We start from the raw sequence: 19,091 nt of genomic DNA, 5'->3' as shown, positions 1-19,091 counted from the left end.
ACGGAAATTTTCACAGTTGTTGGAAATTTCACTTGTCGCTAACCATCATATTTGTTAGCTTAAAGGACCCTAAATAACTTTTTCCTCCGTCAACTGCCGAGGGCGCCCGTCCCACTAGGAGATCCGATGTCTAACCGCTCCGCTTCCAGAAGCAGAAACCGTCTCAGCCGCGCCGTCGGCGCAACCAGTGCTGTGGGTGCCTTCCTTGCGTTTGGCATGACGCCACTCACCGCAGCTCCGGCTCGTGCCGACGGCTTCGAGGATCTCTTCGATGAGCTGGTCAGCCAGGCATCGATGTGGTTCGAACCTGCGACGGCCGACACATCGGTGTTTGACCTGGGCGCGCTGTTCGGTGGCGATCTCGCGGGCTCCGCGGCCGGCACCGATCCGCTGCAGGGTCTGAACGAGATGGTGGCCAACGCGTTCAACATGGTCATCTACCAGCCACTGCACGACATCGGTCAGACACTGATCGGCAGCGGCCTGAGCATCGACGGAATCTTTGCCAACGGCGCTAATGCTTATGTCAGCCTAAGTGACGACGGCGATCTCTTATATCACGCGGCGACGGCGGGTGGCTTCCTGTTCGGTGACGGCGGGAGCGGCACATACTTCGACAGCGACGGCGATCTGCTCGGCGCGAATGGCGCAGTGCTGCAGGACGCCGACGGCAATGACATCACGCTGACGGACGTTGAGGACGGCACCTACAGCTTTGCTGACACGTCCAAGCTCGACCTCGATGGTGGCAACGCCGGCATGCTCGGTGACGGCGGTGCCGGTGGCAGCGGCGTCGGTATCGGCCTGATCGGTGGTGACGGCGGGGCCGGCGGCAGTTTGATGGGTAACGGCGGCGACGGCGGCGCGGGTGCCTTCGGCGCTGACGGTATCGCCGCGGCCGGTGCCAACGGCCTGCTCGGTGGCACCGGTGGCGCCGGCGGCTTCCTGTTCGGCAACGGCGGCAGCGGCGGCAGCGGTGGCGCCGGCGGTAACGGCGCGTCCGGAACCAACGGCAACATCGGCGTCAGCGGGCTGAGCTTCCCGGGCGCAACCGACGGCGCAGCCGGCATCGCCGGAACCGACGGCACGGACGGTACGGATGGCTTTGTCGGTGGCATCGGTGGCGCCGGCGGTAACGGTGGCGCGGCAGGCCTGTTCGGTAACTCCGGTGCCGGCGGTACCGGTGGTGTCGGCGGTAACGGCGGCGGCGGTGGTAACGGTGGCGATGGCGGCAACGGTGGTGCCGGCAACGACAATACCGGCGACCAGGGCCCCACACCCGAGGTCTCGATCCAGGCGCTGGCCGCCGACCCGGGCGGCACGGGCGGTCTCGGAGGCAACGGCGGGAACGCCGGGTCCGGCGCCGCCGGTGGTGCAGGTGGCGTCGGCGGTAACGGCGGCGCCGGTGGCTTCTTCGGTGTTCACACCGCCGGTGCCGCGGGTAGCGGCGGCGCGGGTGGTGCCGGCGGCGGCTCCGGCTTGGCCGGCAACGGCGGCAATGGCGGCAACGGCGGTGGCGGCGGCACATCCGGTGGGGGTGGTACCGAAGGCACCGCGTTCGCGGCGGCGGCCGACCCCGCGGCCGAACCCGCACTGGTCGGTGGCGGTGACGGTGGCGCCGGTGGCCACGGTGGCAACCTCGGCTCGGTCGGCGTCGGCGGCAAGGGCGGTGCGGCCGGTGTCAGCGCCGGTCCGTTCTCCGGTACACCGGGCAACGCCGGCGCGGACGGCGCCGACGGCACGCTGCCGACCGAGGTGTCGGGTAACGGCGGTAACGGTGGCATCGGTGGTGCCGGTCTCGGCACCGACGTGGACGGCTCGGGCCTGGCCGGCGGCAACGGTGGCGCCGGTGGTGCCGGTGGCGACCACGGCAACGGCGGCAACGGTGGTGTCGGCGGCGCCGGTGCGCAGGGCCTGGCGGGCTTCGACAGCTTCGACACCGGGACTGCCGGCGGCGACGGCGCCGTCGGTGGTGCCGGCGGCACGGGTGGCCTCGGCGGTGCCGGCGGCGCGGTGTCGGGCAACGGCGGTAACGGTGGCGCCGGTGGTGTCGGCGGAACGGGCGGCACCGGTGGCAACGGTGCGGCGTCGTTCGACTCGAGCGTGGCCGGTGGAGCCGGTGGCAACGCCGGTGATGGCGGCGTCGGCGGCTCCGGCGGTAACGGCGGTTCGGCGACCAACGGCAACGGTGGCAACGGCGGCGACACCGGCAACGGTGGCAACGGCGGCGTCGGCGGCGTAGGTGGCGCCGGTGCCAACGACACCGACTCCGAGCTCCAAAACGGCGGCGCAGCGGGTGCCGGCGGCAACGGCGGCAACGGCGGAGCGCCCGGCGCCACGGCCGGAACCGGCGGCACCGGCGGCGGCGACGGCCACACCGACGGCACCGACGGCAGCCTCGGTCAGATCGGCAACGGTGGCGACGGTGGAGCCGGCGGACTCGGCGGCGATGCGGCCAGGGGCGAGGCCGGCGACTTCCTGGGCAACGGTCTGAGCCCGGCCCACGATGACGCGACGGGCGTGGGCGGTTCCGGCGGCAACGGCGGTAACGGTGGTACCGGCTACCAAGCCGGCAACGGTGGGTCCGGTGGCGGCGGTGGCCAGGGTGTCTACGGCGGCACCGGTGGTGCCGGCGGCACCGGCGGTGCGGTGACCAGCACCGCTGACGGCGGCAACAACGCCGGTGGTAACGGTGGCTCCGGTGGTAGGGGCGGCGACGGCTCCGGCCACGGCGGCTACGGCGGCCAGGGTGGCGCCGGTGCCAACGCGACTGGCGACGAGACCGCCGGCAACGGCGGTGACGGCGGCGCCGGTGGTAACACCACCGGTGAGGGCAACACCGGGGAGTTCGGCACCTTGGCCGGCGGCCACGGCGGCAACGGCGGCGTCGGCGGCACCTCCGAGAACGGCGCGGCCGGCTCCGGTGGCAACGGCGGCAACGGTGGCACGGGCGCACCCGCCGGCGACGACCTGACCAACCCGGTGCTCAGCACCGGCGGCTCCGGCGGCTCCGGCGGCTCCGGCGGCGCGACCGTCGGCGGCACCGCCGGCAACGGGGGCAACGGTGGCGACGGCAATACCGGCAGCTTCACCGGTGGCCACGGTGGCGTCGGCGGCAACGGCGGCGCGGTGGGCGTGGACCAGGATGGCAACGCCGGAACCGGCACTGCCGGGGCCGGCGGTGACGGTGGCGCGGGCGCCAACGGCGGCGGCATCAACGGCGCCGACGACACCAACCTCGTGACCGGCGGCAGCGGCGGCAACGGCGGTACCGGTGGTGCCGCGGACGGCACGACCGCCGGCCAGGGCGGCGGCGGTGGCGGCGGCGGCGGTGGCGCCATCATCCAGCAGACCGACGGCGGCGCCGTCACCCGCAGCACCGCGACCGGCGGTAACGGCGGCGATGGTGGGGCAGGCAGCGCCACCGGCGTCGGCGGCCAGGGCGGCACCGGCGGCTACGCCGGCATCCAGGCAGACGGCCAGGGCAGCACCATCGACAGCGCCAACGTGGCCGGTGGTGACGCCACCAACGGCGGCGCCAACGGGGTGAACGGCCAGGACGGCGCCAACAACACGCTGATCAACAACGGCGGCGGTGCCGTCCAGGACGTCACGGTGAAGAGCGGCGAGAACGTCGGCGACCATGTCGGCGGCGGCGCCACGGTCAACGTCGGCAACGGCGGCAGCATCTTGCACAGCTCGGTGACCGGTGGTGACGCCAGCGCCACCGCCGATGGCGGTGCCGCGAGCCTGAGCGCCATCGGCGCGGGCAGCGCGATCACCAACAGCCACGCCACCGGTGGTAACGCCGGTGTCGGGACCGATGGCGGCAACGGCGGTGCCGGCGGTACGGCCGATATCACGGCGGCCGACGGAGCCGTCATCGACCAGGCCACCGTCACCGGCGGCGTCGGCGGTGCCGGCAGCAACTCCGGCACCGGCGGTACGGGCGGTGCGGCTGCGGCCGGGGCGACCGGGGCCGACAGCACCATCACCGGGAATGCCACCGGCGGCGCCGGCGGTACCGGCGACGGTGCGGGCAGCATCGGCGGCGACGGCGGCGGGGCGTACCTGGCGGTCGACCAGTCCGGCGGCGTCATCGGCAACGGCGGCGCTGCCGACAGTGTCCACGCGGTGGGCGGCATCGGCGGTGCGGCCACCAACGGTGGCCACGGTGGCGCGGCCGGCTTCGCCAACATCGAGGCGGGCCAGACGGTCGGGGCCACCGGCACCGGCGGCACCTCGTATGGCAGTGCAACCGGCGGCAACGGCGGTAGCGCGGACGGCACCGGCAGCACCGGCGGCCACGGCGGCAACGGCGGCATTCAGAGCGCTCGCGCCGAAGGTGGCGGCAGTGGTGGCACCTCGCACGGCACCGCGGTCGGCGGTGACGGCGGTAATGCCACCGGCGGTGGCACCGGCGGCAACGGCAGCTACGGCAGCATCCTGTCGGGCGGCAACGGCGCCGAGGCATCGGGCAACGCGACCGGCGGTAGCGGCGGCGACGGGCTCCAGGGTGGCACCGGCGGCAACGGCATGGCCGGCCAGATCAACGTCTTCGGCGACAACGCCACCGGGACCGACAACACCGCACAGGGCGGTAACGGCGGCGACGGCACTGGCACCGGCAGCACCGGCGGTAACGGTGCGATCGGCTACATCAACCCGGGCGCGGGCAGCTCGATCACCGGTACCACGGTCACCGGCGGCGACGGCGGCGTCGCCGTCAACGCCGGCACCGGCGGTAACGGCGGTCAGGCCATTGCTTCGGCAACCGGCGCGGGCAGCACCATCACCGGTAGCGCTACCGGCGGCACCGGCGGTACCGGTGACAACGGCACCGGCGGTGACGGCGGCGCCGGCTACCTGGTCGTCGACAACGCGGGCGGCTCGATCGGTGGCGGCGGCAACGACGCGATCGCTCAGGGCGGCAACGGCGGCGATGGCACCGATGGTGGTGTCGGCGGCAAGGGCAGCTGGGGTGAGCTGGAATCCGGTGAGCTCGGGCAGGCCAGTGCTGCCGGCGGCAACTCCTACGGCACCTCCACCGGCGGTAGCGGCGGTGACGCCACCGGTACGGACGCCAAGGGTGGTGACGGTGGCAGCTCCGACATCCAGAGTTCCAAGCCGGTCGGCAGTGCGGGCGGTGCGGGTGGAACGGCCAGCGGTACGTCGACCGGCGGTAACGGCGGCAACGCCGATGCCGGCAGCACCGGTGGCAACGGCGGCAAGGCCAGCATCGCCACCGGCGGCGACCCGGACAACCTCGCCAACGGCACCTCGAGTGGCGGTAAGGGCGGTGAAGGCCTGGGCGGCGGCACCGGCGGACTGGGTGGGTCGAGCCGGCTCGACGCGTTCGGCAACGACGGCGCCGACCCCGCCGTCCCGTCCACGGCCACCAACGGCACCGCCACCGGCGGCGATGGCGGAAGCGGTACGGGCGCAGGCAATGTCGGTGGCAACGGTACCGACGGCAACATCGTCAACCAGGGCGGTACCCAGACGGACGGCCAGATCGCAACCGGCGACCCCGGAGCGAACAAGCCGTAGCCGCAGACACGGGGGGTCCCGGCTCTGCCCGCCACTGGCGGCGCAGGGCCGGGGCCTTTCGGGTTTGGGCGTTCGGTGTCCGAAACGAAGTGCGCTGCAATAGAATCGAAGGCTTATGTGGACGACGTCGAACGGATGCTCGCGGGCCCTCGCGAGCGTTGCGACTGCGGGTGTGGTCGCGTTGACGGTAGGTGGTGTGACCGCCACTCCGGCCGGGGCGCATCCAGGCGCTCTCCCGGTCGCGGCGGTCTCCGCACCGGTCGAGCTGACCGCACTCACCGGCGACTCCAGCCTGATGGACATCATCGGTGAGTTGACCGGCTTATCTTTCATCGTGCAGCTCCTGGACGACCCGTTCAGCCCGCTGTTCCCGTTCGCGATCATGCTCGAGGCGCTCGGCGAAATCTTCGTGATCATGCCGCTGCTCTTGGTGGTGGGAACGCCCCTGGTGCTGATCACCGAAGGGGCGTCAGGTCTGCAGGAGATCTTCAACGACCTGGGCTCGGTGACCGACCACGTGACGACCCTGTTCGACGGACTCCAGGACTGGTACGCGACGCACAACCCGTTCACCGGCGTCCTGCTCGACGCAGCCCCCAGTGACGCCGTCGACCTGAGCGGTTTCGGTGACGCGGCGGTGTTCGGTGACCCGGCGGCGTTCGGTGACCCGGCGGTGTTCGGTGACCCCGGGGCAGGGGACTACGTGTTCACCATGGACGGATTCGACACCGCGCTCACCGATCTCGGCCTGGAAGACCTGATCGCCTGAACTGGCGCCTACACCCAGTAGGCCACCCGGGCCCGGTACTGGCGCAGCACCAGCGCGGCCACCGTCCAGCCGAGGACGGTCAGCACCAGTACCACCGCCCAGTGCCGCAGCGGCTGGTGCGCGCCCAGCAGCGGGGCGCGCACGATCTCCAGGTAGTGCATCAGCGGGTTGAACTCGATCACCGTCATCCATCGGGTCGCGCCCTGGGCGCGCAGCGTGTCGTAGTTCCAGATGATCGGTGTCATCAGGAACAGCAGCTGCACCACCGAGAACAGCAGCGGGGAGATGTCGCGGTAGCGGGTGGCCAGAATTCCGAAGCACAGCGACACCCACACGCAGTTCAGCGCGATCAGCGCCAGCGCGGGAACCACCGAAAGATCCGCCCACGACCAGGGTTTCGGGAAGATCAGGGCGATCGGGACATAGATGACGATGTTGTGGGCGAACAGGATCATCTGCCGCCACACCAGCCGGTAGACGTGCACGCTCAGCGGCGTCGGCAGCTGTTTGATCAGTCCCTCGTTGGCGACGAACACATCGGCGCCCTCAAGGATGGCGGCATTCAACAGGTTCCACACGATCAGCCCCAGCGTCACGTACGGCAGGTGCACCGCCAGGTCGAGGTGAAAAAGCTTGGAGTACAGGCCGCCCATCGCCACAGCCGTGGTGGCGGTGCCGATGGTGATCCAGAACGGGCCCAGAATGCTGCGCCGGTAGCGCTGCTTGATGTCCTGCCAGCCCAGGTGCAGCCATAGTTCACGGCGACCGAACCCGTCCACCAGATCGGCCCGCGCCCGTGCGAAAGTCTTGGACTGCGCGGCGATATCGGTGAAGCTCATTGCTGCCCCTCGGGTTTGGAGAACTGCTCCCGGCGTCCCAGCCGGCGCAGCCGGACCCACTCGGCCAACCCGGCCGGATCGCGACGCGACACCAGGAAGAACCAGCCGAACCGCAGCCACTCCTGGATCAGCAGCCGGCGCATTCCCGGCTGGGCCATCAGGTAACCGCGGTTGCGGTAGGTGAAATAGCGTTTGGCCGCGTCGTCGGGGTACTGGGTGTGCATCCGGCCGGCCAGGATCGGCTTGAACTCCGCTGACCCGCACGGGTGCAGGTAGGCCGCGGTCAGGCACGTCCCGAACGCCAGGCCGGAGCGCACCAGTCGGCGGTGCACCTCGACCTCGTCGCCGCGGATGAACAACCGCAGGTCCGGCACCCCCACTGCATCCAGCGCATCGGCGGTGAACAGTGCTCCGTTGAACAGCGAGGCGATCCCCGGCAGCAGATCGCCACCGCCACTGCGCAATTCGCTGACCTCGCGCCGCCACACCAGGCCGCGTCGCAGTGGGAACGCCAGCCGGGACGGGTCGTCGATGTTGCACACCATCGGCGACACCTCCGCCAGACTGTGCTTGGCCGCGCACGCGAGCAGCGCGGCCAGCACGCCCGAATCGGCCGGCCGGCCGTCGTCATCGGCCAGCCACACCCAATCCGCGCCGGCCGCCAGGGCGTGCAGCATGCCCAACGCGAAACCGCCTGCGCCACCGAGATTTCGCTGCGATCCGAGGTACGTGCACGGTACCGGTTGGCCGGCCACCAGGGCGGCCACCGCGGGATCGTTGTCGTTGTCGACGACGATCACGTGGTCCGGTGCACGGGTCTGGGTCACCAGCGCCGCCAGCGACTCGGCCAGCTGCTCGACCCGCCGGTGGGTGACGACGACGGCGTGGACGATTTCGGTCACGCCTTGTCCCCGGCTTGGGTCTCGTCGAGCACCTCGCGCACGTGGCGGGCGGCATCGGGACCCTCGTAGGCGCCGACCACTTCCTCGATGCCGCCGGTCATCTTGATGGTGCCGTGGTCGATCCACATCGCGGTCTTGCACAACCGGGCCAGAAACTCGTTGGAGTGACTGGCGAACACCAGGATTCCGGACCGCTCCACCAGCTTCTGCAGCCGGTTCTGGGCCTTCTTCAAGAATTCGGCGTCCACCGCGCCGATGCCCTCGTCGAGCAGCAGGATCTCCGGGTCGATGCTGGTGACCACGCCCATCGCCAGCCGCACCCGCATGCCGGTGGAGTAGGTGCGCAGCGGCATCGCCAGATAGTCGCCGAGCTCGGTGAATTCGGCGATCTCGTCGACCTTGGCGGCCATCTGCTTGCGGGTCTGCCCCAGGAACAGCCCGCGGATGATGATGTTTTCGAAGCCGGAGATCTCCGGGTCCATGCCCACGCCGAGGTCGAACACCGGCGCCACCCGGCCGACCACCGTCGCCGACCCGCGGGTGGGCTCGTAGATACCCGAAAGTAGCCGCAGCAGTGTGGATTTACCCGCGCCGTTGTGCCCGACCAGCCCGACCCGATCTCCGAGGGACAGCGACATGGTGATGTCGCGCAGCGCCTCGATGACCACCACATTGGAGTTGTTGCGCCCGATCGCCCCGCCGGCCTTGCCGAGGAACGCCTTCTTCAACGACCGCGATTTGGCGTCGAAGATGGGGAACTCGACCCAGGCATTCTGGGTCTCGATGTGGGGAGTCGGACTGGGCACCAAGAAATCCCGTGCTACAGGTACTGGCCGGTGCCGGAGTGGCCGGGGCTGTGGCTGTGGCTGCCGGGTCCGCCGGGGCCGGCTCCTGCCCCGGGCGGCAGCGCGCCGTGGCGCATCTGCTCCAACTGCGCGCGGGCGGCCATCTGCTGGGCGAACAGCGCGGTCTGGATGCCGTGGAACAGCCCCTCCAGCCAGCCCACCAGCTGGGCCTGGGCGATCCGCAGCTCGGCGTCCGACGGGATGGCGTCCTCGCGCAGCGGCAGGGTCAGCCGGTCCAGCTCCTCGCGCAGCTCCGGGGCCAGGCCGTCCTCGAGCTCGCGGATGCTGGCGGCGTGCACCTCGCGCAACCGCACCCGGCTGGCCTCGTCCAGCGGCGCGGAGCGCACCTCCTCGAGCAGCTGCTTGATCATGGTGCCGATCCGCATCACCTTGGCGGGCTGTTCGATCAGGTCGGTGAGCGACTGCTCGTCGTCGTCGGCTGCGTCGGTGTTGATACCGGCCGAAAGCAGGCGCGGATCCGCGCCGCTGATGATCTCCACGCCGTCTTCGCCGTCGTCGACGCCTTCGCTGCCATAGCCGGTGCTCACTGCCCCTCGCCTCCCTGCCATTGGTAGATGCTCGCCCCGCCATTGTCGTAGATCTTGGCCCATGACCGCGATTTCTCCAGAGACACTAGCCCGTCGGGCAGGGAGAACCCGCGCACCGTGGGGCTGCTGATCAGCACGTAGCGGATGTTGAGGGCGTGCACGGCCTGCGCCACCCGCGGATCGGTGTCGGCGTCGTCGGCGTAGGCCCAGAAGACGAACCGCTGCGGCCCCGGGCCTTGCTGCTGGGGATAGTCGTAGTGCGTCCACAGCGGATGCAGGTCGGCGACCGCATACATCCAGGCGCTGCCGTCGACGTTGGCGTTGCCGATCACGGAGTCACGGGCCCCGGGCAGCGCGGCCAGGTGGGCGAAGGCCTCCAGGTCACGGGCGTCGACCATCACCGAGTCGTACTTGTCGCCGAACAAGAACGCATGCCGCGGCAGGTAGTGCCAGGCCAGCCCGACGGTCGCCACCGCCAGAAATGCCCCGGTCAGCACCGGACGGGCACGGCCGCCCACCGGCTTGACCACCAACTCGACCAGCGCCGCCAGCCCGGCGCCCGCGATCGGGATCAGCAGCAGCGTCATCGCCGCCATGATCCGGCGCGGATCGCTGTAGAACAGGTCGGTGAAGCGGCCGAGAACGGCGCCGACCGGGCCGCCGAGCGGAGCCGAGGACTGCACCACCCCCACCACCAGCACCGCCCACAGCGCCAGCGGCCACCACACCTTGCGGACCGCCAGCACCACCGCGCCGACGGCGGCCAGGCCGACCAGCGCGTACTGAATCGGAAAGTCGTTGAGGTGCCGCGTGTACAGCAGCAGCGCGTCGCGCAGGCCCGACTTGCGGCCCTCATGAGTGAGGAACGAGTGCCCCGCGATGATGTCGGCCTGCTCGCGCACGCTCAGCAGCTGCGGCAGCAGCAGCAGCCCGGTCGGCAGCAGGACGGCGGCCAGCGCCAGGGTGTCACGCCGCTTGCCCCGTAACGGATTCCACAGCGCCCCGTCCTTGGGGCACAGCCACCAGGCGGCCACCAGCAGCACCGTCACCACGCCCCCGGTCAGATGCACCGAGAACACCCCGGCCAGCGCCAGCACCGCCACGCCGATTCGGTCCCGCATGGTGCGCACCGCGGTGGTCAGCGCGAAGGCCGGCACCACCAGCCCGTAGGCCACCAGGTTGGGCATGGCGGCGGTGCCGAACTCGACGTAGGGCAGTGCGGTGAAGGATGCCGAGAGGGCGGCGGCAGTGGCCGCTGAAACCGCAGTCACCGCGGTGGTGGTGACGCGCTGCAGCAGATTCCAGGTGAGCAGCGCGGCGCTGATCGGGAACAGCCACACCGAGGCGGCCACGCCGGCCAGGGTGTAGCCGGTGGTGGGCGCCGCGCCGGTCAACTGACACAGCACCGCGGTCAGCGCGTGAAACGCCGACGGATAGTAGAGCGGGGCGTGGGTTTCGACGTTGCGCAGTTCACCCATGTGGGTGGGCGACGCCTGGCCGGTGTCCAGGATGAAGCGGACGGTGTTCGCGTGCCAGACCGCGTCCCAGGTGCTGGGAACACTCTGCCAATCCGGGATGCCCCGCACCGCCGCCCAGCCGATCAGCAGCATGCCCAGCAGCACTCCGGCGGCCACCGTCAGCGTCGGTCCGACGGCGGCGGTCGGCGCGGCCACGTGGATGCTGGGGCGGCGGTCCAGCAACCCCCGCACTCCCTTGGCCAGGCCGCCCACCAGCGCGCCGATCACCACCAGCGCTGCCAGTGCGGTGCCTGCGTTCCACGGGATTCCGAGCGCGCCGAACGGCACGATGGCCAGGCCGACCACCCCGTAGGTCAGCACCGGGCCGACCGTCACCGCCAGTGGCCAGGTCAGCCGCGCACCGGCGGCGATCAGCGCTCCCGGCACGACCAGCAGCAGTAGCGCGGCAACCATTCCGAACCCCAGGAGCACTGCACTAGTATGTCTAACAAGGTGACACGGCTCAGCGCAGCGGGGGAGCTATCCGGTTATCCGATACCTTCACCGATCACCCGATCTTGAGAAGTCCTAAGGTGGCTGACATGGCCTACGACGTCGCCAGGGTGCGCGGACTGCACCCAACGCTCGGTGACGGGTGGGTGCACTTCGATGCGCCCACCGGCATGTTGATCCCGGACTCGGTGGCCACCACGGTGTCGACCGCGTTCCGCGGGTCGCTGGCCACGTCGACGGGTCCGCACCCGGCGGCCCGGCGCAGTGCCGCGGTGCTGGTCGCGGCGCGCCAGGCGGTGGCCGACCTGGTGGGCGCCGATCCCGCCGGGGTGGTGCTGGGCCCCGATCGCGCGGTGTTATTGAGCGCACTGGCCGATGCCGCGTCGTCGCGGGTGAGTCTGGGCTACGAGACCGTGGTCACCCGGCTCGACGACGAGGCCAACATCGCGCCCTGGGTGCGTGCCGCCAACCGCTACGGCGCCAAGCTCAAATGGGCCGAGGTCGACATCGAGACCGGCGAGCTGCCGAGCTGGCAGTGGGAGAACCTGATCACCCCGTCGACCCGGCTGGTGGCGCTCACCTCGGCGTCGGGCGTGCTGGGCACCGTCACCGACCTGCGGCCGGTCACCAAGCTGGTCCACGACGTGGGCGGGGTGGCCGTCGTCGACCATTGCGCGGCGGCGCCCTACCAATTGATCGACATCAACGGCGTCGAGGCCGACGTGGTGGCCCTCAACGCGGCCTGCTGGGGCGGCCCGCCGGTGGGTGCGTTGGTCTTCCGCGACCCGGCGCTGATCGACACCTTCGGGTCGGTGTCGTTGAACCCGCACGCCGTCGGCCCGGCACGCCTGGAGGTGGGCCTGCACCAGTTCGGCCTGCTGGCCGGGCTGGTGGCCAGCGTCGAATATCTGGCCTCGCTCGACGAATCCGCCCGCGGCAGCAGGCCCGAACGGCTGTCGATCTCCATGCGGTCGGCCGGGCAGTATCTGGACCGGCTGTTCGACTATCTGGTCAGCTCACTGCGGTCGCTGCCGTTGGTGATGATGATCGGCCAGCCCGAAGTGCGGATTCCGGTGGTCAGTTTCGCGGTGCGCAACGTGCCCGCCGAGCGGGTGGTGCAGCGGCTGGCCGACAACGGCGTATTGGCGATCGCCAACGCCGGGTCGCAGGTGCTGGACGTGATCGGGGTCAACGACATCGGGGGAGCGGTCACCGTCGGGTTGAGCCACTACTCGACGACGTCGGAGGTCGACCAGCTGGTGCGCGCGCTGGCTTCTCTGGGATAGCCTCGCCGTTCTTGCGATCGCCATTAGGCTGTCGGCGATTATCGAAGCACTTCCGAAGGCAGATCAGCAGATGGCAGAACCGACGACATCCTTAACGCCCACGGCGCCGGACACCCTGGTGGACCTGCTGCGGCAGCAATCCGAACGTCTCCGGGACACGCCCGCGTTCATCTTCTGCCCGGAAGGCGATGAGGAACAGAGCCGGGTCAGCTACCGCGAACTCGACGAGCGGGCCCGCGCGATCGCATCAAGCCTGCAGCGTCGGGGCGCCGCGGGTGAGCGGGTGCTGGTGCTGTGCCGCCCCGGAGTGGACAGCATCGCCGGGCTGTTCGGCTGCTTCTACGCCGGCGCCGTCGCGGTTCCGGTCGACGAACACTGGCCGATCCGGCGGGTCGAGACCGTCGTCCCCGAAGCGCAAGCGCGCTTCGCTCTGGCGACCGCCAAGACCCAGGCGAAAATGAAGGCCGCGGTGGCCTCGCTGACCGGTGGGCCGGTGAACTGGCTGGCGATGGATGAGGTCGAGGGCGACGGAGCGACCTGGGTGCCGCAGGACGTCGACGAAGACACCATCGCCATGATCCAGTACACGTCGGGTTCCACCGGGGTGCCGAAGGGCTGCGTGCTCACGCACCGCAACTACGTGCACAACCTGGAGGTCATGCGCTGGGCATTGAACCCCCCGGACGACTCTCCGGTGTTCTCCAGCACGGTCAGCGGAGTGTCCTGGCTGCCGCAGTACCACGACATGGGCTTCGTCGGCGGCATCCTCGGCACCATCTACGGCGGTCGCACCACCGTGCTGATGTCGCCCAGCGCCTTCCTGATGCGCCCGATGCGCTGGCTGCAGGCGATATCGCGCTACCGGGCGGTGATCACCGCCGCACCCCCCTTCGCCTACGAGGCCTGCATCAAACGCAGCACCGCGGAGGAGCGCGCCGCACTGGATCTGTCGAACCTGTCGATCGCCGTGATCGGTGCCGGACCGATCAGCGCGGAGACGCTGCGATCCTTCACCGAGGCGTTCGCGCCGGCCGGTTTTCGCCCCGAGGCATTCCTGCCCGCCTACGGGCTGGCCGAGGCGACCCTGGGTGTGACGGGGATGTCCGACGCCCCGGTGCCGCTGATCCGGCACATCGACCGGACGGCGCTCGGCGAGGAGCGGGTCCTCGAGGTGCCGGCCGACACCGCGGGGGCGGTCCCCCTGGTGGCCTGCGGTGTGCAGCCGGAGACGCAGCAAGTCCTGATCGTCGATCCCGAGACCCGGTTACGCCGCGAGCCCGACGAGGTGGGCGAGATCTGGGTGTCCGGACCCAGCGTCGGCGCGGGCTACTGGGGCCGGCACGAGGAGACCGAGCACGCCTTCCGTGCGCACCTGGCCGACACCGGGGAGGGCCCCTACCTGCGCAGCGGCGACCTGGGATTCTTCTCCGACGGCGAGCTGTACGTCACCGGCCGGTGCAAGGACCTGATGACGATCGGCGGCTACAGCCACTACCCCAATGACATCGAACTGACCGTGCAGGCCTGTCACCCGGCGCTGATGCCCGGCCGCGGCGCGGTGTTCCAGTTGCCGACCCAGCGCAACGCCCCCGAGTACCTGGTGGTCGTCCAGGAGCTGCACCACCACGAGGCCGCCGGGGTCGATCCGAACGACCTGATCGAATCGATCCGGGTGGCGATCCGCACCCACCACGGGATCGACGCCCAGGCCGTCGTGCTGCTCAAGCCGATGCGGATACCGACCACCACCAGCGGCAAGATTCAGCGCAGCGCCTGCCGCGACCAGTACGTCGCCGGTGAACTGCTGGTGCTGGCGGAGTGGGCGGAGCCCAAGCCGGAAACCAAACCCTCGGAGGTCAAGGGCGCACTGATGACCGGATTGGCCCGGCTCGTCGCGTCCGGTTTGGCCCAGCGGGGGCGGGAATCACAGGGCCGGCCCTGAGATTCAGCTCCGCTGGGACCGCCGCTGTGCCAGCGCTGCCTTGAAGGCGTTGCCCAGGATGCCCAGGTCCAGCTTCCCGGGCGTGCCGGTGCGTTCGGCGGCCGGTGCATGCCACTCGGCCAGCGGGGTGAACTTCCCGTCGAGGAAGCGCTGCCGGCACGCGCTGCGCTGAATCTTGCCGCTGGTGGTGGTCGGTACCTGCATCGGCTCGACCAGAAGCACACTGTGCGCCGAAATGCCATGTTTGGCAGTAATTTCCGCGCGGATAGCCTCGACAGCACCGGTGAGGTCGGTGTCGATCGACGCGCGGCTCACCTCCTGGACGACCACCAGCTGCTCGTCGGCGCGCGGGTTCGGTTTGACCGTGAACACCGCGCCGCGGCTCGGCATCAGCGCTGGGTCGCTGCCGCCGGCGGTGTCCTCGATGTCGTTGGGGTAGTAGTTCGTATCGCGGATGGTGACCAGGTCGTTCCACCTCCCGGTCACGAACAGCTCGCCGGCGCACAGGAATCCGAGGTCTCCGGTGCGGAGGAAAGGCCCTCGGAATTCCTGGTCGGTGTCGGCCAGCATCGCGCCGAAGGTGCGCTCGGTCTCCTCGGGCCGATCCCAGTAGCCCTGGGCGATGCTGGGGCCGGACGCCCAGATCTCGCCCACCTGATCAGCGCCGCACTCGATCCGGGTCTCCGGGTCGACGATCAGCACCCGCATGTCGTCCAACTCCCGGCCGCAGCCCACCACCGCCATCGCGTCGGGGTGGTCGGCCGGGACGTCGGTCACGTGATTTCGGCCCAACTCGGTGCGGTCGACGTAGCGTGCCCCCGCGATCTCCGGGCTCTGCATCGCGGTGACCAACAGCGCGGATTCCGCCAGGCCGAATGCCGCTTGGAATCCCCCCAGCCGAAACCCGGCCGGTGCGAACGCTTCTGCGAAGTTCTGCAGGGTGGATGCGCGCACCGGCTCGGTCCCGATCCAGGCGTGCGTCAGGCTGGACAGATCCAACGCCGCACGCTGAGCCTCAGTGGTGGTCTTGACGCACAGGTCGTAGGCGAAGGTCGGTGCGCCGGTGATAGTGGCACGGTGCCGGGACAACATCTCCAGCCAGCGCAGCGGCCGCTTGATGAACGTATTGGGCGCCATCATGTAGGTGGTGCAGCCGACGTAGACCATCTCCAGGATGCCGCCGATCAGGCCCATGTCGTGGTGCTGTGGCAGCCACCACACCGCGACGTCGGCGTCGCCGCCGTTCCACCGCCTGCGGACCACTTCCATGTTGTGCAGCAGGTTTCGGTGGCTGACCATGACGCCCTTGGGCGCTTTGGTCGACCCGGACGTGTATTGGATCAGCGCGGTGTCATCCGGGTCGATGTCCGGGGCGACCCACCCGGTGGCGTCCCGGGCAGGATCCTGATCGAGGGTGCACCACTGCAGCGGACGATCGGTGGTCAGCGCGTCGATCGGGCCACGGACCCGGGACGCCATCTCTTCGGTGGCCAGCACGAAGTCGGCCTGGATATCGGTGGCGATCAACTTGAGCCTGGACAGGGTTTCGTTCATGGGTGCGGCGATGGCACCGGCGTAGACGCAGCCGAAGTACCCCACGGCGTTGTGCAGCCCGGGCTCGCAGGCCAGCAACACTCGCCGCCCGGCGGCACCTCGCTGCTGTAGGTCGGCTGCGACGACGCGTGCGCGCGCGTCGAGCTCCCGGTAGGTGATCCGACTCTGTTCGGCGCCGCCGTCCGGGGAGAAGCTGAACGCGACTTTTTCCCCGTAACGGTCGGCCTGCTGCTGTAGCAGGTTCATCAGGTTGGTTGCGGTCATCGTGGCCCCCACCCTAGCGGCTCGCACAGCGTCGAATCGGCATTAACAAAACCTAAGAATCACGTTTTTGACATGTCAGACGTATGGGGATGCCTAGAGTACGGGTGTCCGCTACAGCGGACATATATCGCATCACGTGAGGTTCAACGGCACTTTAGCGCTGATTTGCATGAGAAAAGATACGCGTCGACAAAGTAAAAAACTCATGTAAAGTTCAGCAACGTCCATGATCAGTTCCTGTAGGAGACCATGATGCAGCTGGCGCTTCGCCCGTACGTCACACCCGGCGTCGTCATCGCGGGCGCCGCCCTCATAGCGGTCAATGCGGCGGTACCCGTAGGGGTGGTGCGCCCGCCCGCCGAGCTCCGTCTGGAACTTCCCAAGGTCCAGCATCACCCCGTGGCGCTCACCGCGGGCCCGGACTTCTTCGCGCCGTATGTCGACCTGTTCAGCAACACCGCCACCAACCTGGTGGCGATGGGGTCCGACAACGGTTGGGGGAACCTGCTCGAGCAGATCTTCAGCGACCCGAGCTCGCTGTCGCGGCTGCCGGAGGTGATCGACTTCCTGACCGAGATCATGCCTCAGGTCAGCGGCAGCGACCCGATCATGGTGCTGCTCTCGCCGGTCCTGACCATCGGGATGGGCCTCATCGGCCCGATGGTCACGGTCAACGACGCCTGGCAGGACATCCTCAACCAGATCTTCAACCCCAGCGACCCGCTCGACCCGTTCGCGGCGATCTTCACCGCGCCGGCGGTACTGCTCAACGCCTTCCTCAACGGCACCAGCGGCCTTGACGTTGCCGGCATCCACATCCCCGCCTTCAACGGCATCCTGGTCGCCGGCCAGAACCTTGAAATCGACCTGACCGCGAGCGACGTGGTCGACGGCCTGAAGCTCGGTGACCAGACCCTCTCAAGCCTGCTCGACCAGACCGGGATCGGCACGATGTCGGTGGCGGGCATGCTGACCGGCCTGCTGGACACCGTGGGTCTGGGCGATCAGACCCCCGTGGACCTGCTCGACTCCCTCGGGCTCGGCGACCAGCAGATATCCAGCGTGTTGTCGACCGTGCTCGACGCCGTGGGAATCGGCAACCCCACCATCACCGACATCATGGACCAGTTGGGCATCGGCAGCGTGCAGGTGTCGGACCTGGTCATCGACCTCACCCACGCGCTGGGCTTCGACAACCCGACGATCACCGGCATTGCCGGTGACATCGGCGTGGCCGATCTCAAGTTGGCCGACCTCGGCATGAGCGTGTTCAACGCACTGGGTATCGGTGACCCGACGGTCAGCGGACTGCTCGGCACGATCGGCGCCGACGAGCTGACGCTGAACGGATTGCTGAGCACCGCAGTCGACGCGCTGGGCCTCGGAGGGCAGACTCCGGCCTCGCTGCTCGACGCCCTCGGTGGCGGCGACCTGACCACCCACGAGGTGTTCACCTCACTGCTCGGTGGCCTGGGCTTGGGCAACCAGACGGTCATGGACCTGCTGGGTCAGGCCGGCATTGCCAACGCCGACATGAGTCAGATCATCGTCAGCATCCTCGGCGACGCAGGCAACACATCGATGGTCGACGTCCTCACCTACGCGGGCTTCGAAGATGTCACGGTCAAAGACCTCACCGACTTGATGGGTATCACCAACCTGTCGCTGGGCACCGTGTTCGGCAATCTGCAGAGCATGGGGATCATCGGGAACCTCACGATCAACGACTTCATCGCCGCCACCGGAGGCACCCCGCTGGACAAGGGCGGCGACACGTCGATGATCTCGGCGCTGGGCGGCCAGACCATCGGCTCGATCCTGGACGACCAAGGCATGCTCAACTCGCCGCTCACCGCACTGCTCGGTGACATGGGCAACCAAACGCTCGCCGAGCTGATTCAGGCCAACTTCGCGATGACGTTGGGCGACATGCTCTCCCAGTCCGGCATGGCCGACATGACCCTGAACGACCTGGTCCTGTCGATGATGCCCGACCAGCCACTGTCGGAGCTGCTCGGTGTCACCGGCAACACCACCCTCGCCGACCTGATCGACCAGATGGTCCCGTCCAACGTGACCATCGTCGACATGCTCAACGACGCGGGCATCGGCGATCAGCACCTCAGTGACCTGCTCAACCAGTTCTTCGGCGACCAGACGGTGGCCAACGCACTGGACGACGGCGGCCTGGGCAGCATGCACCTCGACGACATCATCAGCCAGGCGTTGGGCCCGCAGAGCCTCAACGACATGCTCAACGACTTCGGTATCGGCGGCCAGTCGCTGTCCGAACTGTTCGACCAGTTCTTCGGCACCACGACCGTGCATGACGGGCTCATCGATCTGGGCCTGGGCACCCAGACGCTGAACGAGCTGATCGACTCGCTGTTCGGGGCTTCGACCGTCAGTTCGCTGCTCGGCGACTTCGGCGCCCAGACCGTCGACGAGCTGCTCGCCTCGCTCGGACTCGGCGATCTCTCGGTGATCAACGCCCAGATCGAGGAGTTCTTCGGCTCGATGGCCTACTTCCTCGACGGCCTGCCGAACCAGATCGCGGCGGTGCTCGGTGGCTAAGCGACCCGAGCGGCCTGAACGACTCAGCAACTTCGGAACTTCCGTCCG

11 protein-coding genes are annotated in these 19,091 nt (G+C 69.3%); 5 read left to right on the top strand and 6 right to left on the bottom strand.

Annotated features, from left to right (window positions below):
- The first annotated feature begins 216 nt into the window (after window positions 1-216).
- Window positions 217-5,550, top strand: a complete 5,334-nt coding sequence (locus ACZYY4_RS18185; RefSeq protein ID WP_463811396.1) for a beta strand repeat-containing protein — start codon at window positions 217-219, stop codon at window positions 5,548-5,550.
- 196 nt (window positions 5,551-5,746) lie between these two features.
- Window positions 5,747-6,319: a hypothetical protein gene (locus ACZYY4_RS18180; RefSeq protein ID WP_463811395.1), complete on the top strand. Its 573-nt coding sequence runs from the start codon at window positions 5,747-5,749 to the stop codon at window positions 6,317-6,319.
- Window positions 6,320-6,327: 8 nt separating this feature from the next.
- Here the strand turns inward: ACZYY4_RS18180 and wzm are convergent, their stop codons facing one another.
- The 5 genes from wzm to ACZYY4_RS18155 are packed head-to-tail and all read right to left on the bottom strand — an operon-like array spanning window position 6,328 to window position 11,384.
- Window positions 6,328-7,158, bottom strand: coding sequence for a galactan export ABC transporter permease subunit Wzm/RfbD (wzm, locus tag ACZYY4_RS18175; RefSeq protein ID WP_463811394.1), 831 nt, complete (start codon window positions 7,156-7,158; stop codon window positions 6,328-6,330).
- On the bottom strand, window positions 7,155-8,060 hold the full coding sequence (glfT1, locus tag ACZYY4_RS18170; protein ID WP_463811393.1) for a galactofuranosyltransferase GlfT1: 906 nt from the start codon (window positions 8,058-8,060) through the stop codon (window positions 7,155-7,157). The genes wzm and glfT1 overlap by 4 nt, the downstream gene beginning before the upstream one ends.
- The gene (wzt, locus tag ACZYY4_RS18165; protein WP_463811392.1) at window positions 8,057-8,866 is read right to left on the bottom strand and encodes a galactan export ABC transporter ATP-binding subunit Wzt/RfbE; all 810 of its coding nucleotides are present in this window, start codon (window positions 8,864-8,866) and stop codon (window positions 8,057-8,059) included. Before wzt ends, glfT1 begins: the two co-directional genes overlap by 4 nt.
- A 14-nt stretch (window positions 8,867-8,880) precedes the next feature.
- The gene (locus ACZYY4_RS18160; protein WP_463811391.1) at window positions 8,881-9,474 is read right to left on the bottom strand and encodes a bacterial proteasome activator family protein; all 594 of its coding nucleotides are present in this window, start codon (window positions 9,472-9,474) and stop codon (window positions 8,881-8,883) included.
- Window positions 9,450-11,384, bottom strand: coding sequence for a DUF6541 family protein (locus ACZYY4_RS18155; protein WP_463811493.1), 1,935 nt, complete (start codon window positions 11,382-11,384; stop codon window positions 9,450-9,452). Before ACZYY4_RS18155 ends, ACZYY4_RS18160 begins: the two co-directional genes overlap by 25 nt.
- 128 nt (window positions 11,385-11,512) lie before the next feature.
- Here ACZYY4_RS18155 and ACZYY4_RS18150 point away from each other — a divergent pair, with 128 nt between their 5' ends.
- The gene (locus tag ACZYY4_RS18150; RefSeq protein WP_463811390.1) at window positions 11,513-12,709 is read left to right on the top strand and encodes a cysteine desulfurase-like protein; all 1,197 of its coding nucleotides are present in this window, start codon (window positions 11,513-11,515) and stop codon (window positions 12,707-12,709) included.
- 70 nt (window positions 12,710-12,779) lie between these two features.
- Window positions 12,780-14,651, top strand: coding sequence for a fatty acyl-AMP ligase (locus tag ACZYY4_RS18145; RefSeq protein ID WP_463811389.1), 1,872 nt, complete (start codon window positions 12,780-12,782; stop codon window positions 14,649-14,651).
- A gap of 3 nt (window positions 14,652-14,654) precedes the next feature.
- Here the strand turns inward: ACZYY4_RS18145 and ACZYY4_RS18140 are convergent, their stop codons facing one another.
- The gene (locus tag ACZYY4_RS18140; protein ID WP_463811388.1) at window positions 14,655-16,469 is read right to left on the bottom strand and encodes a fatty acyl-AMP ligase; all 1,815 of its coding nucleotides are present in this window, start codon (window positions 16,467-16,469) and stop codon (window positions 14,655-14,657) included.
- A 252-nt stretch (window positions 16,470-16,721) separates the two neighbouring features.
- Here ACZYY4_RS18140 and ACZYY4_RS18135 point away from each other — a divergent pair, with 252 nt between their 5' ends.
- A complete protein-coding gene (locus tag ACZYY4_RS18135) occupies window positions 16,722-19,043 on the top strand; it encodes an autotransporter outer membrane beta-barrel domain-containing protein (protein ID WP_463811387.1) in 2,322 nt (773 codons plus the stop codon).
- Window positions 19,044-19,091 lie beyond the last annotated feature (48 nt).

Source organism: Mycobacterium sp. IDUB_21, assembly GCF_055419425.1.
Note: the sequence above shows the minus strand (reverse complement) of the source record. Positions and strands in the feature narration are given on the sequence as shown.